The sequence below is a fragment of the Symbiopectobacterium purcellii genome (genome assembly GCF_052050035.1).
Classification (GTDB): Bacteria; Pseudomonadota; Gammaproteobacteria; order Enterobacterales; family Enterobacteriaceae; genus Symbiopectobacterium; species Symbiopectobacterium purcellii_A.
On record NZ_CP189882.1, the window covers coordinates 1,063,202 to 1,083,160 of the forward strand.

At 44.3% G+C, this 19,959-nt stretch carries 24 protein-coding genes and 10 pseudogenes; 21 read left to right on the forward strand and 13 right to left on the reverse strand.

What is annotated here, in order from left to right; genetic code table 11:
* Positions 1 to 186: 186 nt before the first annotated feature.
* From ACQGXV_RS08220 to ACQGXV_RS08245, 6 genes and pseudogenes are all read left to right on the forward strand, one after another.
* Positions 187 to 355 (forward strand): annotated as a pseudogene (locus tag ACQGXV_RS08220) (IS66-like element accessory protein TnpA); the annotation flags it as partial.
* 237 nt (positions 356 to 592) lie between these two features.
* Positions 593 to 1,567, forward strand: a complete 975-nt coding sequence (locus ACQGXV_RS08225) for an IS30 family transposase (protein WP_440866129.1) — start codon at positions 593 to 595, stop codon at positions 1,565 to 1,567.
* 43 nt (positions 1,568 to 1,610) lie between these two features.
* Positions 1,611 to 1,915: pseudogene (locus ACQGXV_RS08230) on the forward strand (transposase); the annotation flags it as partial.
* Entirely contained in the window at positions 1,912 to 2,259 is a 348-nt protein-coding gene (gene tnpB, locus ACQGXV_RS08235) for an IS66 family insertion sequence element accessory protein TnpB (protein WP_440867330.1), read from the forward strand. The pseudogene ACQGXV_RS08230 and the gene tnpB, both read left to right, overlap by 4 nt.
* Positions 2,260 to 2,278: 19 nt before the next feature.
* Positions 2,279 to 2,452, forward strand: a pseudogene (locus tag ACQGXV_RS08240) (IS66 family transposase); the annotation flags it as partial.
* 236 nt (positions 2,453 to 2,688) lie between these two features.
* Positions 2,689 to 3,378: pseudogene (locus ACQGXV_RS08245) on the forward strand (transposase family protein); the annotation flags it as partial.
* Positions 3,379 to 3,407: 29 nt separating this feature from the next.
* On the opposite strand, the gene ACQGXV_RS08250 reads toward ACQGXV_RS08245, so the two are convergent.
* The 4 genes from ACQGXV_RS08250 to ACQGXV_RS08265 form a co-directional block, all read right to left on the reverse strand.
* The gene (locus ACQGXV_RS08250) at positions 3,408 to 3,725 is read right to left on the reverse strand and encodes a transposase (RefSeq protein WP_440866130.1); all 318 of its coding nucleotides are present in this window, start codon (positions 3,723 to 3,725) and stop codon (positions 3,408 to 3,410) included.
* Positions 3,726 to 3,845: 120 nt separating this feature from the next.
* Positions 3,846 to 4,139, reverse strand: a complete 294-nt coding sequence (locus ACQGXV_RS08255; protein ID WP_440867331.1) for a transposase — start codon at positions 4,137 to 4,139, stop codon at positions 3,846 to 3,848.
* Positions 4,063 to 4,428 (reverse strand): IS630 transposase-related protein, encoded by a 366-nt coding sequence (locus ACQGXV_RS08260; RefSeq protein ID WP_440862584.1) that lies wholly within the window; start codon positions 4,426 to 4,428, stop codon positions 4,063 to 4,065. Before ACQGXV_RS08260 ends, ACQGXV_RS08255 begins: the two co-directional genes overlap by 77 nt.
* Before the next feature lie 64 nt (positions 4,429 to 4,492).
* Positions 4,493 to 5,092, reverse strand: coding sequence for a transposase family protein (locus tag ACQGXV_RS08265; protein WP_440866131.1), 600 nt, complete (start codon positions 5,090 to 5,092; stop codon positions 4,493 to 4,495).
* Between the two features lie 125 nt (positions 5,093 to 5,217).
* Between ACQGXV_RS08265 and ACQGXV_RS08270 the strand changes: the two genes are divergently transcribed.
* Both ACQGXV_RS08270 and ACQGXV_RS08275 read left to right on the forward strand, forming a co-directional pair.
* Positions 5,218 to 5,583 (forward strand): IS630 transposase-related protein, encoded by a 366-nt coding sequence (locus tag ACQGXV_RS08270; protein WP_440862584.1) that lies wholly within the window; start codon positions 5,218 to 5,220, stop codon positions 5,581 to 5,583.
* Complete coding sequence (locus ACQGXV_RS08275; RefSeq protein WP_440862665.1) at positions 5,507 to 6,040, forward strand: IS630 family transposase; 534 nt, start codon at positions 5,507 to 5,509, stop codon at positions 6,038 to 6,040. The genes ACQGXV_RS08270 and ACQGXV_RS08275 overlap by 77 nt, the downstream gene beginning before the upstream one ends.
* Before the next feature lie 129 nt (positions 6,041 to 6,169).
* Here the strand turns inward: ACQGXV_RS08275 and ACQGXV_RS08280 are convergent, their stop codons facing one another.
* Positions 6,170 to 6,472 (reverse strand): helix-turn-helix domain-containing protein, encoded by a 303-nt coding sequence (locus ACQGXV_RS08280; RefSeq protein WP_440866132.1) that lies wholly within the window; start codon positions 6,470 to 6,472, stop codon positions 6,170 to 6,172.
* 98 nt (positions 6,473 to 6,570) lie between these two features.
* Here ACQGXV_RS08280 and ACQGXV_RS08285 point away from each other — a divergent pair.
* A pseudogene (locus ACQGXV_RS08285) lies at positions 6,571 to 6,675 on the forward strand (IS5/IS1182 family transposase); the annotation flags it as partial.
* 9 nt (positions 6,676 to 6,684) lie between these two features.
* Here ACQGXV_RS08285 and ACQGXV_RS08290 read toward each other — a convergent pair.
* From ACQGXV_RS08290 to ACQGXV_RS08305, 4 genes and pseudogenes are all read right to left on the reverse strand, one after another.
* Positions 6,685 to 7,497: pseudogene (locus ACQGXV_RS08290) on the reverse strand (IS3 family transposase); the annotation flags it as partial.
* A 56-nt stretch (positions 7,498 to 7,553) separates the two neighbouring features.
* Entirely contained in the window at positions 7,554 to 8,477 is a 924-nt protein-coding gene (locus tag ACQGXV_RS08295; RefSeq protein ID WP_440866133.1) for an IS5 family transposase, read from the reverse strand.
* A gap of 331 nt (positions 8,478 to 8,808) precedes the next feature.
* The gene (locus ACQGXV_RS08300) at positions 8,809 to 8,994 is read right to left on the reverse strand and encodes a hypothetical protein (protein ID WP_440866134.1); all 186 of its coding nucleotides are present in this window, start codon (positions 8,992 to 8,994) and stop codon (positions 8,809 to 8,811) included.
* Positions 8,995 to 9,189: 195 nt separating this feature from the next.
* Positions 9,190 to 9,552, reverse strand: a complete 363-nt coding sequence (locus ACQGXV_RS08305) for an antitermination protein (RefSeq protein ID WP_440866135.1) — start codon at positions 9,550 to 9,552, stop codon at positions 9,190 to 9,192.
* Positions 9,553 to 10,124: 572 nt separating this feature from the next.
* Between ACQGXV_RS08305 and ACQGXV_RS08310 the strand changes: the two genes are divergently transcribed.
* The 7 genes and pseudogenes from ACQGXV_RS08310 to ACQGXV_RS08340 all read left to right on the forward strand — a co-directional run bounded on the left by ACQGXV_RS08310 (position 10,125) and on the right by ACQGXV_RS08340 (position 14,651).
* Complete coding sequence (locus tag ACQGXV_RS08310; protein ID WP_440867332.1) at positions 10,125 to 10,355, forward strand: ECs1072 family phage-associated protein; 231 nt, start codon at positions 10,125 to 10,127, stop codon at positions 10,353 to 10,355.
* A 43-nt stretch (positions 10,356 to 10,398) separates the two neighbouring features.
* Positions 10,399 to 10,760, forward strand: a pseudogene (locus tag ACQGXV_RS08315) (transposase); the annotation flags it as partial.
* Between the two features lie 76 nt (positions 10,761 to 10,836).
* Positions 10,837 to 11,760 (forward strand): IS5 family transposase, encoded by a 924-nt coding sequence (locus ACQGXV_RS08320; protein ID WP_440866133.1) that lies wholly within the window; start codon positions 10,837 to 10,839, stop codon positions 11,758 to 11,760.
* 503 nt (positions 11,761 to 12,263) lie between these two features.
* Positions 12,264 to 12,707 (forward strand): annotated as a pseudogene (bet, locus tag ACQGXV_RS08325) (phage recombination protein Bet); the annotation flags it as partial.
* Positions 12,708 to 12,793: 86 nt separating this feature from the next.
* Entirely contained in the window at positions 12,794 to 13,693 is a 900-nt protein-coding gene (locus ACQGXV_RS08330) for a transposase family protein (protein WP_440866136.1), read from the forward strand.
* A gap of 54 nt (positions 13,694 to 13,747) precedes the next feature.
* Positions 13,748 to 13,819: pseudogene (locus tag ACQGXV_RS08335) on the forward strand (hypothetical protein); the annotation flags it as partial.
* A 208-nt stretch (positions 13,820 to 14,027) separates the two neighbouring features.
* The gene (locus ACQGXV_RS08340) at positions 14,028 to 14,651 is read left to right on the forward strand and encodes a lambda exonuclease family protein (RefSeq protein ID WP_440866137.1); all 624 of its coding nucleotides are present in this window, start codon (positions 14,028 to 14,030) and stop codon (positions 14,649 to 14,651) included.
* 66 nt (positions 14,652 to 14,717) lie between these two features.
* On the opposite strand, the gene ACQGXV_RS08345 is transcribed toward ACQGXV_RS08340, so the two are convergent.
* Positions 14,718 to 15,086, reverse strand: a complete 369-nt coding sequence (locus ACQGXV_RS08345; RefSeq protein WP_440866138.1) for a DUF1640 domain-containing protein — start codon at positions 15,084 to 15,086, stop codon at positions 14,718 to 14,720.
* A 158-nt stretch (positions 15,087 to 15,244) separates the two neighbouring features.
* Positions 15,245 to 16,063 carry a YPO3983 family protein gene (locus tag ACQGXV_RS08350; protein ID WP_440866139.1) on the reverse strand — a complete coding sequence of 273 codons (819 nt, stop codon included), beginning with the start codon at positions 16,061 to 16,063 and terminating at the stop codon, positions 15,245 to 15,247.
* Between the two features lie 907 nt (positions 16,064 to 16,970).
* Here ACQGXV_RS08350 and ACQGXV_RS08355 point away from each other — a divergent pair.
* Positions 16,971 to 17,153: a hypothetical protein gene (locus ACQGXV_RS08355; RefSeq protein WP_440866140.1), complete on the forward strand. Its 183-nt coding sequence runs from the start codon at positions 16,971 to 16,973 to the stop codon at positions 17,151 to 17,153.
* 37 nt (positions 17,154 to 17,190) lie between these two features.
* Here the strand turns inward: ACQGXV_RS08355 and ACQGXV_RS08360 are convergent, their stop codons facing one another.
* Entirely contained in the window at positions 17,191 to 17,850 is a 660-nt protein-coding gene (locus ACQGXV_RS08360) for a transposase family protein (RefSeq protein WP_440866141.1), read from the reverse strand.
* 390 nt (positions 17,851 to 18,240) lie between these two features.
* On the reverse strand, positions 18,241 to 18,486 hold the full coding sequence (locus tag ACQGXV_RS08365) for a hypothetical protein (protein ID WP_440866142.1): 246 nt from the start codon (positions 18,484 to 18,486) through the stop codon (positions 18,241 to 18,243).
* 82 nt (positions 18,487 to 18,568) lie between these two features.
* Between ACQGXV_RS08365 and ACQGXV_RS08370 the strand changes: the two are divergent.
* The 4 genes and pseudogenes from ACQGXV_RS08370 to ACQGXV_RS08385 form a co-directional block, all read left to right on the forward strand.
* Positions 18,569 to 18,745: pseudogene (locus ACQGXV_RS08370) on the forward strand (Rha family transcriptional regulator); the annotation flags it as partial.
* Positions 18,746 to 18,998: 253 nt separating this feature from the next.
* Positions 18,999 to 19,442 (forward strand): Rha family transcriptional regulator, encoded by a 444-nt coding sequence (locus tag ACQGXV_RS08375; protein WP_440866143.1) that lies wholly within the window; start codon positions 18,999 to 19,001, stop codon positions 19,440 to 19,442.
* 36 nt (positions 19,443 to 19,478) lie between these two features.
* A complete protein-coding gene (locus ACQGXV_RS08380; protein ID WP_440866144.1) occupies positions 19,479 to 19,835 on the forward strand; it encodes a transposase in 357 nt (118 codons plus the stop codon).
* Positions 19,825 to 19,947, forward strand: coding sequence for a hypothetical protein (locus tag ACQGXV_RS08385; RefSeq protein ID WP_440866145.1), 123 nt, complete (start codon positions 19,825 to 19,827; stop codon positions 19,945 to 19,947). Before ACQGXV_RS08380 ends, ACQGXV_RS08385 begins: the two co-directional genes overlap by 11 nt.
* The last annotated feature ends 12 nt before the right edge of the window (positions 19,948 to 19,959 follow it).

Below are 19,959 nucleotides of genomic sequence, written 5' to 3' on the forward strand. Positions count from 1 at the left end.
TAAACAAATATATAAAGTAATGTTCATTCATCTTCCCATGCGTTGAATCGCAGGGTTATGCATTTAAAAAGAAATATTTTTATTGTTAAAGCAATCTAATAAGTAAGCGTCTCATCTGAACCGTCTGTCCTGTGACCGTCCGTTCCGGGAAAATAGTGTCCATCATTTTTTAATGGACACTATCCCATGAAACACCGGACATGGATCCTTGAAGCACTCCGACTCCATTTTGATGAAAAGCTGCCGCGTATTGAGGCAGGCAGACGGCTCGGCATTCCCAAAACCACAGTATGTGAGCTGTTCGCTCGCTTCAGTAAGGCCGGGCTGCCCTGGCCCCTGCCGGCCAGGATCAGCGCCCGGAGTCTGGAGAAGCGTCTTTACCGGCCGGCATCACGTAAAGCCGCCGTTCTGCCCGCAGCACCGGAGCCGGCTGAGACACCCGCACCCCGCAGGCGGCCACGTCGCCCCAACTTCCCCCGTGACTTCAAAATCTCCCTGGTGGAGCACCATTCCCACTCGAAACGCAACAAAGTGACCCACTTGCCAGAGTCGGATAAAATCACCGTTCTGGCCATACTGGAGAGCCTGTTGCATGCAGGGAAAACCTCTGACTCAGAAAGAACGGTTCTACATCGAAAAGCGGCGTGGTGAAGGTGTCAACCAAGCTACCATTGCCAGAGAGCTTGCTCTGCCTCGCTCGACCATCACCAGGGAACTCAGACGCAATACCGACCCTACTTTCAATGGTGTCTACTGCTGTAGAAGGGCGGACACTCTGGCCCGGGAACGCCGTCATAAGCCTCTGCCAAACAATGCTTTTTACCCGTTGGAGCCACACATTCAGAACTTCATCAGGCAGGCGCTTTCCACTCACTCTTCACCTGAAATCATCAGTGGCCGTTTGCACCTGGAATTCGGTATATCTGTCAGCAAGAATACGCTATATCGCTATATCCTGCAGGAGAGACAGGCTGGCGGGGAGCTATATCAGCAACTTCCTCATCGGGGAAAACGTTACAGGTACAATGCCGAAAACCTCAAATCAGGCCCTATTCCCAACCGTGTTGGTATTGAGTATCGCCCAGCTCAAGCCGAGCTTAAACAGGAGCCTGGCCACTTCGAAATTGACACTATTTTTGGCAAAGACCAGAAGTCATTCTTGTTAACCATCGTAGATAAAGCATTGAAAACCGTCATCATTCGCAAACTGCCTAATAAGCGTGCGGAGACTGTGGTTGCTGCTTTCAGGGACATTGAAGCTAATACCTTTTGCAAGTTTAAGACCCTAACAGCTGATAACGGCCCTGAATTCGCTCTGCACGAGCAAATTACTCAAATCACAGGGGCGCAGGTCTACTTTGCCCATCCTTATCATTCCTGGGAGAGGGGCTTGAATGAGCACACCAACGGGCTGATACGACGTTTTTACCCAAAGGGAACAGACTTCAGTCAGGTCAGTCATCGTAAGATTGCCGAACTCGAACACATACTCAATACAAGGGGCAGAAAATCGCTGGGCTATCGTTCCCCCAATGAGGTATTTTTAACGCACTTACTGGTGGCATAAGCCTCTACCGTTTTGTTGCGTTTCGAGTGGGAATGGGGCGTAGCAGTCGATGCAGCCCGGCGTCAGCGTGGCACAGCTGGCCCGCGAAAATAACATCAATGACAACCTGCTGTTCAACTGGCGGCGTCTTTATCAGCAGGGGCTGCTCGCTGCACCATCAGGCGCTCCGGCGATGCTGCCGGTCACGCTCACTGCAGAAGGTGGCTGTCACCCTTTGCGCCCTGCCGTTCAGACCGGAGATCCTGTTGCGAGCTGGTTCTGCCCGCAGGGACGCTTCGTATCAGTGGAAAGCTGACGCCGGAGATGCTGCAGACGCTCATCCGGGAAATGCAGGGAGGATGCCGGTGATATCACTCCCTGCGGGAGCCCGCATCTGGCTGGTTGCCGGCGTCACGGACATGCGGAACGGCTTCAATGGCCTTGCTTCCAGGGTGCAGAACACGTTACGGGATGACCCGTTCAGCGGCCACCTGTTTATCTTCCGCGGCCGGCGCGGTGACATGATAAAAGTGCTGTGGGCGGACCGGGACGGTCTGTGCCTGTTCATCAAACGCCTGGAGCGGGGGCGCTTCGTGTGGCCGGTGACGCGTGACGGTAAGGTTCATCTGACGCCGGCACAGCTGTCCATGCTGCTGGAAGGCATTAACTGGAAACATCCGCAGCGGACGGAACGCCCTGGTCTGAGAATATAACCTGCTGTAAAGTGGGGTTATGGACACCTCATACACCGATGAAAATGCCCGTCTCAGCGCGCAGCTGCTGGAGCAGCAGACCACCATCCGCAAAATGGCGGAGTATAACCGCCTGCTCTCGCAGCGGGTGGCGGCGTACGCCAGCGAAATCAACCGGCTGAAGGCGCTGGTCGCGAAGCTGCAGCGCATGCAGTAAACTAGTTGCTGAATAGAGACTTGCATTTTTTGTCAGGCTATTGAGAATAAAAAGAGGTTTAACTTAGAGAATAAAGGTTTGAAATGATCAACAAAGAGCGGTTGTTACGAGATAATCGTTTATGTAAAGCAATCATTGGATTATCAGTCGAAGAATTGAAAAATTTAGCCGCTGAATTTTCAGCTTGTTATTTGATTTATCGGAAAAAGAATCGAAAAGATCACGAGCGGCAGATGGGTGCAGGGCAGAAAGGATTTATCCCAACCCCATTAGATAAACTGCTTTTTATTTTATTGTATTTAAAATGTTATCCGACCTATGATTTGCAAGGACTTCTTTTTGGTTTAGATAGAACACGGGTATGTCGCTGGGTAAAAATATTATTGCCGGTTTTAGAGATGACCTTGGGGCGAGAATGTGTTTTGCCCGCTCGTCAAATTCGCTCTGCTGAGGAATTTTTTCGCGCCTTTCCTGGAGTTAAAGACGTCTTTATTGATGGGACAGAGCGACCTGTCCAAAAGCCTAAGAATCTGCGTCGGCGAAAAAAAATGTATTCGGGAAAGAAAAGACAGACCACTCGAAAAGGGCTTATTATGACTGACGAAACAAGGCAAATTGGATTTATCCCCATGAGCAAAAATGGGCGCGGTCACGATAAACGCTTACTCGATAAAGTCGATATAATTCGCCATATTCCTCCTGAGGTAACCATCTGGGCAGATACCGGTTTTCAAGGTATAGATAAACAGCATCCTAATACACAAATCCCAAAAAAAGGAACTCGAAAAAGACCTTTATCGCCTGAACAAAAACAAGAAAATAAAATAATCTCGGGCATCCGTATTACAGTTGAACACGCCATCGCGGGTATCAAGCGCCTCGGTTGCATGACCCAAATTTTACGGAATCGTAGACCCTTTATTGATGATATAGCCAAGCGACTTAATTTTGATTACACCATATGGACTGAGAACAAACTCTCTGTATCGCAACCCATCTCTCTTTTTTTGCTTTTTGCTTGTGCCCATTTATGCTCAATTGGGTTAAGATCTGGCGAATATGTAGGCAAATACTCCACCATATACCCTGCATCGATGATGACTTGTTGAATATTATGTTTTTTGTGAAAAGTGGCATTGTCCATCATGATTACACTGTTTTTAGGGAGTACTGGGATAAGGACTTGTGTGACCCAGGCATAGAAAACATCGCTGTTGGCTTTGTTGAATAATTTAAGATACTGATTTATATAAGCATTATAAAATTTCAACGACTAATTTTTCCTCTCGGAATGCTTTTTATTGTGCTAACTATTTGATTTGTCGTTCTAACAAAATACATTCTCTGTAAATGCATTCTAACTAAAGAAGATGTAAATCAAACGGTTAAATTATTCAACAAAGCCATCGCTGTTAATATTGATATCAAATAATCCGATAGCAAACAGCGTTGTGCCTAATAAAGCGCCGATAACATTTGTTCTTCCCCTAGCTCCCCAGTTCTTCAGGCCAAAACACCGTTGACCTTTTGGGGAATAGCCGTGAGTCCGTGGGGTATCGTGTGAAAAACCACTTTCATCAATAAAAACAATAGGTTTACCTTCTTTTTCATACTGTTGTTTTTTTTGTTGAAATCCCTGCCGGGCGTTTTCGTCGGCTTTCGGATGACGTAGAGTTTTTTTTATAGGTCAATCCCAGCTTTTTAAGCGCTTGCCAAATGGCCTTCTGACAAACGCCAAAACGCTCTGCACGTTCTTTTTGGTAAGCATCTGGATATTGTTCAACATCTTTTATCAACTCGGATTTATCGATCTTTCGCTGACGCGTGGTCGATGCTTTTGACTCTATTTGATTAATCCAACGCGATACAGAGGCAGGGCCAATCCGAAATTGCTTCGCTGTTTCTCGGATACTCAACCCTTCGTTTTTCCGTGTAGATATCACTTTACGTCTAAAATCAATTGAATAGCTCATTTAAATAATGTAATCAAAATTAAGTCGTTTAGCTATAAGGGTGTTTCGGTGATTGAAGTAAATTTTACGCTGTTCTGAGATGGAAATTCCAAAGACCGGCGCTAAGGAGTAAGAAGGTATCATCAATAAAGGGTCTACGATTCCGTAAAATTTGGGTCATGCAACCGAGGCGCTTGATACCCGCGATGGCGTGTTCAACTGTAATACGGATGCCCGAGATTATTTTATTTTCTTGTTTTTGTTCAGGCGATAAAGGTCTTTTTCGAGTTCCTTTTTTTGGGATTTGTGTATTAGGATGCTGTTTATCTATACCTTGAAAACCGGTATCTGCCCAGATGGTTACCTCAGGAGGAATATGGCGAATTATATCGACTTTATCGAGTAAGCGTTTATCGTGACCGCGCCCATTTTTGCTCATGGGGATAAATCCAATTTGCCTTGTTTCGTCAGTCATAATAAGCCCTTTTCGAGTGGTCTGTCTTTTCTTTCCCGAATACATTTTTTTTCGCCGACGCAGATTCTTAGGCTTTTGGACAGGTCGCTCTGTCCCATCAATAAAGACGTCTTTAACTCCAGGAAAGGCGCGAAAAAATTCCTCAGCAGAGCGAATTTGACGAGCGGGCAAAACACATTCTCGCCCCAAGGTCATCTCTAAAACCGGCAATAATATTTTTACCCAGCGACAGGCTTTGTTGAATAATTTAACCGTTTGATTTACATCTTCTTTAGTTAGAATGCATTTACAGAGAATGTATAGCTAAACGACTTAATTTTGATTACATTATTTAAATGAGCTATTCAATTGATTTTAGACGTAAAGTGATATCTACACGGAAAAACGAAGGGTTGAGTATCCGAGAAACAGCGAAGCAATTTCGGATTGGCCCTGCCTCTGTATCGCGTTGGATTAATCAAATAGAGTCAAAAGCATCGACCACGCGTCAGCGAAAGATCGATAAATCCGAGTTGATAAAAGATGTTGAACAATATCCAGATGCTTACCAAAAAGAACGTGCAGAGCGTTTTGGCGTTTGTCAGAAGGCCATTTGGCAAGCGCTTAAAAAGCTGGGATTGACCTATAAAAAAAACTCTACGTCATCCGAAAGCCGACGAAAACGCCCGGCAGGGATTTCAACAAAAAAAACAACAGTATGAAAAAGAAGGTAAACCTATTGTTTTTATTGATGAAAGTGGTTTTTCACACGATGCCCCACGGACTCACGGCTATTCCCCAAAAGGTCAACGGTGTTTTGGCCTGAAGAACTGGGGAGCTAGGGGAAGAACAAATGTTATCGGCGCTTTATTAGGCACAACGCTGTTTGCTATCGGATTATTTGATATCAATATTAACAGCGATGTTTTCTATGCCTGGGTCACACAAGTCCTTATCCCAGTACTCCCTAAAAACAGTGTAATCATGATGGACAATGCCACTTTTCACAAAAAACATAATATTCAACAAGTCATCATCGATGCAGGGTATATGGTGGAGTATTTGCCTACATATTCGCCAGATCTTAACCCAATTGAGCATAAATGGGCACAAGCAAAAAGCAAAAAAAGAGAGATGGGTTGCGATACAGAGAGTTTGTTCTCAGTCCATATGGTGTAATCAAAATTAAGTCGCTTGGCTATATTTTGTTAGAACGACAAATCAAATAGTTAGCACAATAAAAAGCATTCCGAGAGGAAAAATTAGTCGTTGAAACTTTATAATGCTTATATAAATCAGTATCTTAAATTATTCAACAAAGCCCCAGCGACATACCCGTGTTCTATCTAAACCAAAAAGAAGTCCTTGCAAATCATAGGTCGGATAACATTTTAAATACAATAAAATAAAAAGCAGTTTATCTAATGGGGTTGGGATAAATCCTTTCTGCCCTGCACCCATCTGCCGCTCGTGATCTTTTCGATTCTTTTTCCGATAAATCAAATAACAAGCTGAAAATTCAGCGGCTAAATTTTTCAATTCTTCGACTGATAATCCAATGATTGCTTTACATAAACGATTATCTCGTAACAACCGCTCTTTGTTGATCATTTCAAACCTTTATTCTCTAAGTGGCTTTGTTGAATAAATCGAACTTTCAGGGGATCGCCGGATCAGAGCACTATCATCGCTCCCGATAGCAGCTCCCCATGGCAAAGCAAAAGTTTAAAATCACCAACTGGCCCACATACAACAAAGCACTCAGACAACGCGGCTCCCTGACGGTCTGGCTTGATGAGTCGGCCATCGCTGCATTGTAGTGGTCAACTAAATTTGGCCACCCTACCTGACTGTTGATGGAACAGCCGTTCTGATTCATTTGGTGTTAACCCACCGTTATACCAGTGAGGTCTGACATCGCTATAATAATGGGTTATGTAGCGAATAATGGATGATTGAGCAGTACTAAAGCTTTGGTAGCCAGTCGTTGGCACCCATTCAGTCTTCAGACTACGGAAGAATCGCTCCATCGGACTATTATCCCAACAATTTCCTCTGCGACCCATACTTTGGGTCATCTGATAACGCCACAATGCCTGCCTATACTGAAGACTGGTGTAATGGCTTCCTTGGTCACTATGAAACATGACTTGTTTGGGATGCCCACGCAGTTCCCAAGCCATTTGTAGTGCTTTGGCTGTTAATTCTGAATCTGGCGAAAACGACATTGCCCAACCCACGGGTTTTCGGGCAAATAAATCTAATACCACCGCCAGATACGCCCATCGGTCGCCTGTCCAAATATAGGTTACATCGCCGCACCAAACCTGGTCAGGCTTGGTAACAGCGAACTGCTTATTGAGCAGATTTGGAATATCAATACGTTCATTTCCACCGCGGTTGTATTGATGTTTTCTTGTTTGGCAACTAACGAGGGTTAATTCTTTCATAAACTTACCCGCTAACCACCGCCCAAGTTTCACGTCGTGTGTATTGGTAACCACCGTGGCGATAGTCCTTGCGCCCGCAGACCCGCCACTAACGTTCCACGCTTCGCTGACCAGGCTACGTTTTATCGTCCGCTCAATATCTGGCTCCTTAGGTCGACACCAATAGCGATAACTGCTTCGGTGAACGGCTTTGTTGAATAAATCAGAATTAGCCGACAGGATGACTCCCTCTGCTACACCTGTTATCCTATCCTGACGCTGTGTGGCATACCCAACAACGTCATACGGTTCAGCGCTTTGACCATCGCTATGGCTTCACCTACTTGAGCCTCATAGTCACGCAGGCTCAGATGGCCACCCAGCAAAGTTTTTATGCGGAACATCGCTGTTTCTGCCACTGAACGCCGGTGATAACCCACTTTCTTTTTCCACATATCATTACTCCCGCTCAGACGCTGATTCGCCACCGCATGGTTACGTTCATGGTACTTGTCCGGCCAGTATTTGGCTCCGCTTCGCGGCGGGATAAGGGGCCTGATTTTCTTTCTTAGCAACGCATCGTGGCAGTAACGGGCGTCATAAGCACCGTCTGCTGACACTTCCCTGATTTTTCGGTGGGTTTGGTTAATCAGGCCCGGCAGTGCCTGCGCATCTGTCGTTCCGCTGAGCGATAAGTCGGCACAGATAATCTCATGCGTCGCACTGTCTGCTGCCAGATGAAGCTTGCGCCACACTCTTCGTCTGTCAGCCCCATGCTGCCTGACTTTCCATTCACCTTCGCCAAAGACCTTCAGACCGGTACTGTCGATGACCAGATGCGAGATTTCACCACGCGTTGGCGTTTTTATGCTGATACTGACGGTTTTTGCCCGCCGACTGACCAGAGAGTAGTCCGGGCAGCGCAGTGGCAGGCTCATCAGTGTAAAAACCGAGTCGACAAAGCCCTGTAATGCCCGGAGCGACAGGTTAAACACGCGCTTTATCATCAAAACCGTGGTAACAGCCATATCGGTGTAGTAAAGCGGCCGACCACGACCTTCATGCGAAGAACTGTCAGTCCATGCAGCGATGGCCGACTCATCAAGCCAGACCGTCAGGGAGCCGCGTTGTCTGAGTGCTTTGTTGTAGGTGGGCCAGTTGGTGATTTTAAACTTTTGCTTTGCCATGGGGAGCTGCTATCGGGAGCGATGATAGTGCTTTGATCCGGCGATCCCCTGAAAGTTCGATTTATTCAACAAAGCCCATCTGGCTTTGTTGAATAATTTAACCGTTTGATTTACATCTTCTTTAGTTAGAATGCATTTACAGAGAATGTATTTTGTTAGAACGACAAATCAAATAGTTAGCACAATAAAAAGCATTCCGAGAGGAAAAATTAGTCGTTGAAATTTTATAATGCTTATATAAATCAGTATCTTAAATTATTCAACAAAGCCAGCCCATCTGAGAATGTCGAGATGATTTTTTCTATCTCTCGTTGTCCTGATTCGCTGATTTTCATATCGGGTTCCCCTTTTGGTTAACCGTTGCAATAAGCTGCTCGAATAACCGTTGCAGCCAGCTTTTGTTTTTGAAGCTCTGGCTCGTGACGATATTTGAGCGGTGATGTTCGATTGACCGAATAGGGTCAAATTGTGTTTCCGAGCGGCCAGCAATAGGCCACCCTGCAAAGGCATATTGCATGGCGTTCTCCGTTTAACTATTTGTATTGATGTATTAATGATGCCGAGGGATATCGGCGAAGGTATAAAGAGGCAGTTCAGTGTTATCTATATTCAACGTACTTCAAGATGCATCCGCACATTCAGCAGAAGGCAGGTGCAGTAAGCCTATCTTGAGGCCTTGCCGAGCATCTTGAAGTTTATTGAGTATATATTATCAGTGTGATGTATACGTCTGCTTTGCTCTGGCGGTAATGCCATATTCCGTTTTCGGCTTGCTGTACCAGATGCGATGGTTAAGACGCTTAACCATGTCGTACATTTCGGCGAAACGATTAATTTTCTCTCTGAACTTAGCTAGTAAATTGAAATTAATCCTTGGCGCACGTTTGCGCTTGAAGGCCAATTCAATTCGGTTAAGCGCTTTGCGTCTTTCTGGCTTCTGACCTAAAGCTTTATCGATACGGGATGACACCAGTTCACGCCGGATGGCCTCTGCCTTGCGTCTGGTATGACGGCGAATAGCGGCGTTTGTTTTGCTAACAGGATTAACGGATTTACGGTAAATGATAGTAGCCATGCTCCCCTCCAATAGATGGTTTTGGTGGTGTGGTGAGCCAGTAGTTGCCCTTGTGTTGGCTATAATTTTTATTCAGCCCACCACACCCCAAAAACATCTGGGCAAAGGTTCGGCACGTTGTCGGTGCCTTCCGTAGAGCGCGAGGCTCGTTGTAAAAAGAGCGGTTAAAACAGAGCAGACTCGGCTTTGTTGAATAATTTAACCGTTTGATTTACATCTTCTTTAGTTAGAATGCATTTACAGAGAATGTATTTTGTTAGAACGACAAATCAAATAGTTAGCACAATAAAAAGCATTCCGAGAGGAAAAATTAGTCGTTGAAATTTTATAATGCTTATATAAATCAGTATCTTAAATTATTCAACAAAGCCAGTAGACTCATTAATCTGCTTTGGTTTAATGCCTGGTTTACTTCTCCACCTCAGGCGGCAGTGGTATCTTGGGAGCTCTCACGCAACCAAGAAAGGGATCCAAATGAGCGATATCAGTTGTTTATGGAACGAAATTAGCAGCGATATTTGTGAACGATACAATATTTCTGAATCATCCTTTTCGATGAAAGTCAGTACGATATTGCAGATGTAGCCACTGCAAGAACGCATGCTTATCTAATTCTGATGCTGGAATTAATTCTTCAGCATCATCGGAATAAATATGCCACTCCCTTTGAAAATCTTCCCGGTGCGACTGCCTTGCATCACAACATTTTTCTCAAAACAAAGTGGTATCCAAAAACAATTAAGGAATTGGACTATGAAGACTGTTTACTTGTCTGTAGTGGCATACTGAATTTGGCCACCTAAGTAGAGGTGATATGCTTACCTCATAATTTTTATAGGTGCCAAAATGAGTAAAATAATTACTGCTGAATTTAAATGTGAAACCGCCAAATTAGTCCTTGACCAAAATTATACCTACCAGGAAGCCGCGAAAGCCATTAACGTCAGTCTTTCAGCGATTAGCCGGTGGGTAAGAGCCCTTCGTTTAGAACGTCAAGGGAAAACATCGCCTGGTCTGCCATTAACACCTGAACAAATTGAGTTCAGAGAAATGAAGAAAAAAATCCACCGACTGGAAATGGAGAATGCCATCTTAAAAAAGGCTACTGCGCTCTTAATGTCCGACTCACTGAAAAATTCTCGGTAGTTGAAAAGCTAAGAGCGCTTTATCCAGTGAAAGCGTTGTGTCGTATTTTTAATGTTCACCGAGGCTTTGTTGAATAAATCGAACTTTCAGGGGATCGCCGGATCAAAGCACTATCATCGCTCCCGATAGCAGCTCCCCATGGCAAAGCAAAAGTTTAAAATCACCAACTGGCCCACCTACAACAAAGCACTCAGACAACGCGGCTCCCTGACGGTCTGGCTTGATGAGTCGGCCATCGCTGCATGGACTGACAGTTCTTCGCATGAAGGTCGTGGTCGGCCGCTTTACTACACCGATATGGCTGTTACCACGGTTTTGATGATAAAGCGCGTGTTTAACCTGTCGCTCCGGGCATTACAGGGCTTTGTCGACTCGGTTTTTACACTGATGAGCCTGCCACTGCGCTGCCCGGACTACTCTCTGGTCAGTCGGCGGGCAAAAACCGTCAGTATCAGCATAAAAACGCCAACGCGTGGTGAAATCTCGCATCTGGTCATCGACAGTACCGGTCTGAAGGTCTTTGGCGAAGGTGAATGGAAAGTCAGGCAGCATGGGGCTGACAGACGAAGAGTGTGGCGCAAGCTTCATCTGGCAGCAGACAGTGCGACGCATGAGATTATCTGTGCCGACTTATCGCTCAGCGGAACGACAGATGCGCAGGCACTGCCGGGCCTGATTAACCAAACCCACCGAAAAATCAGGGAAGTGTCAGCAGACGGTGCTTATGACGCCCGTTACTGCCACGATGCGTTGCTAAGAAAGAAAATCAGGCCCCTTATCCCGCCGCGAAGCGGAGCCAAATACTGGCCGGACAAGTACCATGAACGTAACCATGCGGTGGCGAATCAGCGTCTGAGCGGGAGTAATGATATGTGGAAAAAGAAAGTGGGTTATCACCGGCGTTCAGTGGCAGAAACAGCGATGTTCCGCATAAAAACTTTGCTGGGTGGCCATCTGAGCCTGCGTGACTATGAGGCTCAAGTAGGTGAAGCCATAGCGATGGTCAAAGCGCTGAACCGTATGACGTTGTTGGGTATGCCACACAGCGTCAGGATAGGATAACAGGTGTAGCAGAGGGAGTCATCCTGTCGGCTAATTCTGATTTATTCAACAAAGCCTCTCAGATGCCGATTTAGATGTGGTTAATACGGGCTTTGTTGAATAATTTAACCGTTTGATTTAGATCTTCTTTAGGTAGAATGCATGTACAGAGACTGTATTTTGTTAGAACGACAAATCAAGTAGTTAGCACAATAAAAAGCATTACGGCTGGAAAACTTAGTTGTTGAAGTGTTATAATAATTATGTAAATCAGCATGTTAAATTATTCAACAAAGCCGTTAATACGTATTACGCGTTTGCGGATAAACGGGTAAAGCAAGATGAAATTTTTACTGCTATTCGCCGAATGACCGGCATTGACGAAAGCGTGGTTGACATTCTGCGAATGACCCTGACCAGCAAATAGCCCTTGAGACATTCACGGATAAATTTATTCAGCTGCTTGCAAAATACGAATACGCCACCGAGTTGTGGCTGAGAATGAGCGATGGGGAGGATGCAGCATGAGCACAGCATTAGCAACAATGGCTGGAAAACTGGCTGAACGCCTTGGCATGGCACCAGGCACCGAAGTAATGAGCACGCTGAAGAATACGGCCTTCAAGGGGGGGAGCGTAACGGACGAGCAATTTACCGCCCTGCTCATTGTTGCCAACCAGTACGGACTCAACCCGTGGACGAAAGAGATTTATGCCTTTCCTGACAAGGGAGGTATTGTTCCGGTTGTGGGTGTCGATGGATGGGCGCGGATCATTAACGAACATCCGCAATTCGATGGCATGGAATTCAGCTACGACAAAGAGGAAGGCGCTTGCACCTGCAAGATTTACCGCAAAGATCGCACACACCCCACTGTCGTTACCGAATACATGGGCGAGTGTAAGCGTAATACCCAGCCGTGGCAGTCACACCCGACCCTTATGCTACGCCACAAGTCACTTATTCAGTAAACTAGTTGCTGAATAGAGACTTGCATTTTTTGTCAGGCTATTGAGAATAAAAAGAGGTTTAACTTAGAGAATAAAGGTTTGAAATGATCAACAAAGAGCGGTTGTTACGAGATAATCGTTTATGTAAAGCAATCATTGGATTATCAGTCGAAGAATTGAAAAATTTAGCCGCTGAATTTTCAGCTTGTTATTTGATTTATCGGAAAAAGAATCGAAAAGATCACGAGCGGCAGATGGGTGCAGGGCAGAAAGGATTTATCCCAACCCCATTAGATAAACTGCTTTTTATTTTATTGTATTTAAAATGTTATCCGACCTATGATTTGCAAGGACTTCTTTTTGGTTTAGATAGAACACGGGTATGTCGCTGGGTAAAAATATTATTGCCGGTTTTAGAGATGACCTTGGGGCGAGAATGTGTTTTGCCCGCTCGTCAAATTCGCTCTGCTGAGGAATTTTTTCGCGCCTTTCCTGGAGTTAAAGACGTCTTTATTGATGGGACAGAGCGACCTGTCCAAAAGCCTAAGAATCTGCGTCGGCGAAAAAAAATGTATTCGGGAAAGAAAAGACAGACCACTCGAAAAGGGCTTATTATGACTGACGAAACAAGGCAAATTGGATTTATCCCCATGAGCAAAAATGTGCGCCGTCACGATAAACGCTTACTCGATAAAGTCGATATAATTCGCCATATTCCTCCTGAGGTAACCATCTGGGCAGATACCGGTTTTCAAGGTATAGATAAACAGCATCCTAATACACAAATCCCAAAAAAAGGAACTCGAAAAAGACCTTTATCGCCTGAACAAAAACAAGAAAATAAAATAATCTCGGGCATCCGTATTACAGTTGAACACGCCATCGCGGGTATCAAGCGCCTCGGTTGCATGACCCAAATTTTACGGAATCGTAGACCCTTTATTGATGATACCTTCTTACTCCTTAGCGCCGGTCTTTGGAATTTCCATCTCAGAACAGCATAAAATTTACTTCAATCACCGAAACACCCTTATTTCACTATTAAGCAACACGCTTAGTGCGCTCGAATGGCATTTGGGTTTGCTGGAATTTACGACAGCGACGAGGCAGAGCGGATTATTGAAAGCACGCCAGCAAGTGTTCTCGTCGGAAAGGAAACCGACGAACGTCGCCCCGCCCTGATCGCCAGATGCGAAGAGGCGGCGCAACTGAGCATGGAAGTCTTCGCTGAAACGTGGAAGCGCCTCTCTCAGGAAGAGCGCCAGATTATCGGCAATGCAGAGAAGGAGCGCATCAAGGAAAGCATTCCCGTCGACGCAGAATACAGCGAGGTGGATCATGCAACAGCGCAGTGATGAATGGTTTGCCGCCCGGTGCGGCAACGTGACCGCCAGTCGCCTGTCTGACGTGATGGCAAAAACCAAATCGGGCTATTCCGCCTGCCGCCAGAACTACATGGCAGAGCTTATATGCCAGCGCCTAACCGGAAAGGTGGAAGAAAGTTACTCAAACGCTGCCATGCAGCGCGGCACTGAACTTGAACCGGTAGCGCGGGAGATGTACCTGCTTAACCAGTTCGACGCAGAAGTCACAGAGGTTGGATTTATTCTACACCCTGAAATAGTTGGTTTTGGCGCATCACCTGACGGCCTTGTAGGTAATGATGGACTGATCGAAATAAAATGCCCAAACACATGGACGCATTTAGAGACCATTAAGACAGGCAAACCAAAACAGCAGTACATCCTACAGATGCACGCCCAAATGATGTGTACGGGCAGGAAATGGTGTGATTTTGTCAGCTATGACGACAGGCTACCGCCAGACCTTGCCTATTACCAGTTGAGAATTCATCAGGACGATAAACGGGTTGCCGAAATAGAGGAGGCGTTAACGCAGTTCCTGGCTGAACTTGAAAGAGAGCTTGAGGTTATTAGAAATTTAGCCAAGGTGGCGGCATGAGTACCTGCACGTCGTTGGGCGGCTACACAATCACGTTCCGCCTGACCCAAGGGATATAGTGTACCGTCACATTTTGAGAATGGCAGCAATGATGCTCACGGCAGCGGCAACCATTAGCCCAAGCCGGATGGTCATCTGCATGCCAAGCGTCTCAAATTTATCGTTAATTTTATCGAAACCGGCAGTCATATCCTTACGGACATCGGCTATCTCTGCGGATAAGTCCTTACGGACATCGGCTATCTGCGCGTCGGTCTTCTCGAAGCGGGCTTGCATCTCTTTACGCACGTCCTCAAGGTCAAGCTTGGTAGTCACATCCGCCACCTCATGAGATTTACGAACGACGAGCGAAATCGCCTTGGCTTGCTCACTGGTAAGCCCGGCGGTTTGAAGCTCTTCTGACGCCTGCAACGTATCAAATGCAACCTGGCCCATGGGGGATCCTCCTGTTTAGGGCAAGTGTAGCGTATCCACCGCATCAACGGAAGGAAGAGTTTTCGATGGATAACAGTACCAAAGAAATCAGTATGTTATACTGCTCGCACCTTATGGCACATGAAATTGAACTTAAGGAATCCACCTATTGAAATTTATTAAATATAATTGCTTTTTCCCTCTGAAATAACAACAGTTGCTTGCATATTAGTCATGAAAGGTTTAAAGCTAAACTTATTCCAACGCTGAAGTATGAACCAAATACGAAATATCATAAAATTATGAAACCTGACATCTAGGATATCACTATCATCTAACCCAAAATGATCTTGTGCCTGAAAATTAATTGTAGCATAATATTTATCCTCTTTAACAAAAATTGATTGAACTGTAATAATAAGTGAACTTATTCCGTGGACCGCAAGGCCAAGCCCATTGAAAGTATCTTTTAGTCTAGTAAATTCTAGTGATTTAGCTGCCGCAATACTTTTAGTTATATATTCTTTTTTATTATCCGGAAAAAAACCCTGATCCCAATCGATATGTTCATTAATTGTAGATTTAATTTTATTAAAAATACTATCATTTCTTTTGTCATTGAGTATTAATTCATTCAATGCCTTATCAAGAAGTGGAGAAGAAAATGAATCACCCTTATTGTTTCTAAAATTTAGTATCATCTTTTGTATTATGCCTGAATAAGGACCAAACGATAATACTCTAGCATAAAATCGGAATTCATCAAATAACTCTGTAATAAGCTGTTCGTCGGAAATACTCTTACTTTTAGCAAAAATACATTTCCTTTCATTCTTGTAAGGGTCTACTCTAAAAGAAACAAATGATAATTTAAAATCATTTTTCAATTGAATTTCTGTAAGATCACCACATTTCATATCTGGAGCTGAATAATCATTCATTGGCATCTCACTACAAAAAGCTGTAAAAGGGAAAGATAAGGGTGTTAAGTGGCTCATGATTATCTCCTCAAAAATTAAAAATAATCTCCATATAAAAAATTGTAACATGTACCGTTTCATAGGCTTTGTTGAATCACAGGTAATTGTGCTGTTTTACATTATTTTTCGGCAAAAAATGCTTGTTACCTTATGTGTACTCGCTTTCTTACACGAGCTAACTACATGATTTTACGTTACTAGGATCAGCAGTTTCACTGAAGAGGCAGCATAAAATCTGTTGATTCAACAAAGCCCGTTTCATACTGCTAATTAACTGTTTTTAATACCACTACACCTGAGGTTTTATGGCAGGTGACGGCTTTGTTGAATAATTTAAGATACTGATTTATATAAGCATTATAAAATTTCAACGACTAATTTTTCCTCTCGGAATGCTTTTTATTGTGCTAACTATTTGATTTGTCGTTCTAACAAAATACATTCTCTGTAAATGCATTCTAACTAAAGAAGATGTAAATCAAACGATTAAATTATTCAACAAAGCCGCAGGTGACAGCCGAGGTTAAGTCAATATACATCGCAAGCCAGATGTAATACAGCTTTACGGTGTAAAGTGCTGTAATTCGTTGCCTTACTAAGGGCAAGCCCAAAGTGTAGCACTATTCGGAACAGTTAACAGTTATTTAGTTGACGCAAGGAGAACCCATGCGCTATAGTCGCTCTGCATCTGCAAATTCAGGTGCCGGGTTTCGCAGCCCGCCAGATACAACCGCGACAGAATGGCACGCCGCGAGCGTGTTTTTTTATGTCGCAATTTAGCCGCATCTCAATGGTGGACTGGATAGGGGAGCTGAAAGGCTCGCCGGTTGGTTGTATCCGGTACTGCGAACCCTGTTCAGTTCACCACCAGTAAGTTTCGCAGCTTCGGTGGTGGATAGTTTAAATACAACCATCGGAGGCTACTATGGCCCTTCCAGCATTAGCAGAAAACCTGCACACTGAAGAACCTCGCGTATTTATCAACAATGGTAAAGCCCTAACCACATCTAAAAACGTTGCTGATTACTTTGGCAAGCGCCATGAGCGTGTTCTGGATAAAATTCGTAACTTAGATTGTTCGCCAAAATTCACTAAGCGTGTTGCTTAATAGTGAAATAAGGGTGTTTCGGTGATTGAAGTAAATTTTACGCTGTTCTGAGATGGAAATTCCAAAGACCGGCGCTAAGGAGTAAGAAGGTATCATCAATAAAGGGTCTACGATTCCGTAAAATTTGGGTCATGCAACCGAGGCGCTTGATACCCGCGATGGCGTGTTCAACTGTAATACGGATGCCCGAGATTATTTTATTTTCTTGTTTTTGTTCAGGCGATAAAGGTCTTTTTCGAGTTCCTTTTTTTGGGATTTGTGTATTAGGATGCTGTTTATCTATACCTTGAAAACCGGTATCTGCCCAGATGGTTACCTCAGGAGGAATATGGCGAATTATATCGACTTTATCGAGTAAGCGTTTATCGTGACCGCGCCCATTTTTGCTCATGGGGATAAATCCAATTTGCCTTGTTTCGTCAGTCATAATAAGCCCTTTTCGAGTGGTCTGTCTTTTCTTTCCCGAATACATTTTTTTTCGCCGACGCAGATTCTTAGGCTTTTGGACAGGTCGCTCTGTCCCATCAATAAAGACGTCTTTAACTCCAGGAAAGGCGCGAAAAAATTCCTCAGCAGAGCGAATTTGACGAGCGGGCAAAACACATTCTCGCCCCAAGGTCATCTCTAAAACCGGCAATAATATTTTTACCCAGCGACATACCCGTGTTCTATCTAAACCAAAAAGAAGTCCTTGCAAATCATAGGTCGGATGGCTTTGTTGAGGCTTTGTTGAATAATTTAAAATACTGATTTAAATGGGTATTATAAAATTTTAACGACTAAATTTTACTACCGTAATGCTTTTTATTGTGCTAACTATTTGATTTATCGCTCTAACAAAATACATTTTCTGTACATGCATCCCACCTAAAGAAGTTGTAAATCAAAACGTTAAATTATTCAACAAAGCCCTTTGTTGAATAATTTAAGATACTGATTTATATAAGCATTATAAAATTTCAACGACTAATTTTTCCTCTCGGAATGCTTTTTATTGTGCTAACTATTTGATTTGTCGTTCTAACAAAATACATTCTCTGTAAATGCATTCTAACTAAAGAAGATGTAAATCAAACGGTTAAATTATTCAACAAAGCCAGGTCGGATAACATTTTAAATACAATAAAATAAAAAGCAGTTTATCTAATGGGGTTGGGATAAATCCTTTCTGCCCTGCACCCATCTGCCGCTCGTGATCTTTTCGATTCTTTTTCCGATAAATCAAATAACAAGCTGAAAATTCAGCGGCTAAATTTTTCAATTCTTCGACTGATAATCCAATGATTGCTTTACATAAACGATTATCTCGTAACAACCGCTCTTTGTTGATCATTTCAAACCTTTATTCTCTAAGTTAAACCTCTTTTTATTCTCAATAGCCTGACAAAAAATGCAAGTCTCTATTCAGCAACTAGTTTACTGAACACAATTTTGTGTCGAGTGAATACACCGACAGCAGAGGCCGCAAACTACCGATGTATACCATGACCAAGGACGGCTTCGTCTTCCTCGTCATGGGCTTTACCGGCAAAAAGGCAGCAGCGTTTAAGGAAGCTTACATCGCGGAGTTTAACCGCATGGAAGAGCGGCTTCATGGAGCAGTTGCCGTCAGTGGCGTAACCAACGAAATACTACTTACCCTTCAAGATAATAAAGTCATCAGCTCCCGGCCAATCGCTAATGACGAATACGTTGCCAGTCTCGATACATTGTTCGAGATTGCGCGTCGAGCTGACTATCTCGTCATACACAAAGACGATCTAATTAAAAAACTCGGTAGCTAATCATCCCGCCCCGGTATCGTGCCGGGTTCCATTATCGTTTTAACCAACGAGGTATACCTGTATGCAAAATTTGACCATTGCACAAACATTAACCATGTCCAGCCGTGAGATTGCTGAACTGACAGAAAAGCGCCATCCAGATGTAAAACGAGACATTGAACGAATGATTTTTGACCTACAGGGAGATGTGAGCAAATTTGCGCACATCTATCTGGACTCCATGAATCGCCAGCAGACTGAGTACCTACTCGACCGCGACCACACCGAATGCCTGCTTACCGGCTATAGCGCTGTTCACCGTATGCGCGTTATCAAACGCTGGCATGACCTCGAAAAACTGGCGGCTACACCTGCCTTGCCGGAAAACTACATCTCTGCGCTGGAAGCACTGCTGGAATCGAAAAAGAGTGAAGCTGCACTGGTACTGGTCAACAAAGAACAAGAAGCAGAAATTCACGACCTCAAAAGTCTGTTCAAGGAGGAGAGTGTAAAAAGATCTGTGTAAATGGCATTTTGAGGAAAACCTTCAAAGGATAACAAAATGCCTATCAGCAACGAACTTATTGACCAACTGCTTCAAGATTGTCACTCCCCTCAGGATCTGCTGGGTGAATCAGGCCTACTCAAGGTGCTGACTAAAAGACTGGCGGAACGGGTTCTGGAAGCTGAGATGGAGATGCACCTTGGGTATGCTAAGCATGACCCGGCAGGTAATCATTCAGGCAACTCCCGCAATGGCAAGACATCCAAAAGCGTACGTAGCCAAAATGGGGAGATCGAGCTCGATATTCCGCGCGACCGCAACAGTATAGCCAACCGACTTAAAAATGATTACAGCCGATGCCCTGATATGTGGCAAAGAAGCATAGCTGGCTGTTATCAAAATAATGTCGCTTAGCTATACCTTCGAGCCGACACTGATCGGTAAGAACGAAAAACAGCTTAACGGCTTCGATGCCCCATTCCCACTCGAAACGCAACAAAGTGACCCACTTGCCAGAGTCGGATAAAATCACCGTTCT

Excerpts from the sequence above, each read along its gene's own strand:
- ACQGXV_RS08225 (WP_440866129.1), top strand. The coding sequence starts at position 593 with ATGCAGGGAAAACCTCTGACTCAGAAAGAACGGTTCTACATCGAAAAG.
- ACQGXV_RS08260 (WP_440862584.1), bottom strand. The coding sequence starts at position 4,428 with ATGAGCTATTCAATTGATTTTAGACGTAAAGTGATATCTACACGGAAA.
- ACQGXV_RS08270 (WP_440862584.1), top strand. The coding sequence starts at position 5,218 with ATGAGCTATTCAATTGATTTTAGACGTAAAGTGATATCTACACGGAAA.
- ACQGXV_RS08280 (WP_440866132.1), bottom strand. The coding sequence starts at position 6,472 with ATGATCAACAAAGAGCGGTTGTTACGAGATAATCGTTTATGTAAAGCA.
- ACQGXV_RS08295 (WP_440866133.1), bottom strand. The coding sequence starts at position 8,477 with ATGGCAAAGCAAAAGTTTAAAATCACCAACTGGCCCACCTACAACAAA.
- ACQGXV_RS08300 (WP_440866134.1), bottom strand. The coding sequence starts at position 8,994 with ATGCAATATGCCTTTGCAGGGTGGCCTATTGCTGGCCGCTCGGAAACA.
- ACQGXV_RS08305 (WP_440866135.1), bottom strand. The coding sequence starts at position 9,552 with ATGGCTACTATCATTTACCGTAAATCCGTTAATCCTGTTAGCAAAACA.
- ACQGXV_RS08320 (WP_440866133.1), top strand. The coding sequence starts at position 10,837 with ATGGCAAAGCAAAAGTTTAAAATCACCAACTGGCCCACCTACAACAAA.
- ACQGXV_RS08330 (WP_440866136.1), top strand. The coding sequence starts at position 12,794 with ATGATCAACAAAGAGCGGTTGTTACGAGATAATCGTTTATGTAAAGCA.
- ACQGXV_RS08340 (WP_440866137.1), top strand. The coding sequence starts at position 14,028 with ATGCAACAGCGCAGTGATGAATGGTTTGCCGCCCGGTGCGGCAACGTG.
- ACQGXV_RS08345 (WP_440866138.1), bottom strand. The coding sequence starts at position 15,086 with ATGGGCCAGGTTGCATTTGATACGTTGCAGGCGTCAGAAGAGCTTCAA.
- ACQGXV_RS08350 (WP_440866139.1), bottom strand. The coding sequence starts at position 16,063 with ATGAGCCACTTAACACCCTTATCTTTCCCTTTTACAGCTTTTTGTAGT.
- ACQGXV_RS08355 (WP_440866140.1), top strand. The coding sequence starts at position 16,971 with ATGGCCCTTCCAGCATTAGCAGAAAACCTGCACACTGAAGAACCTCGC.
- ACQGXV_RS08365 (WP_440866142.1), bottom strand. The coding sequence starts at position 18,486 with ATGATCAACAAAGAGCGGTTGTTACGAGATAATCGTTTATGTAAAGCA.
- ACQGXV_RS08375 (WP_440866143.1), top strand. The coding sequence starts at position 18,999 with ATGCAAAATTTGACCATTGCACAAACATTAACCATGTCCAGCCGTGAG.
- ACQGXV_RS08380 (WP_440866144.1), top strand. The coding sequence starts at position 19,479 with ATGCCTATCAGCAACGAACTTATTGACCAACTGCTTCAAGATTGTCAC.
- ACQGXV_RS08385 (WP_440866145.1), top strand. The coding sequence starts at position 19,825 with ATGTCGCTTAGCTATACCTTCGAGCCGACACTGATCGGTAAGAACGAA.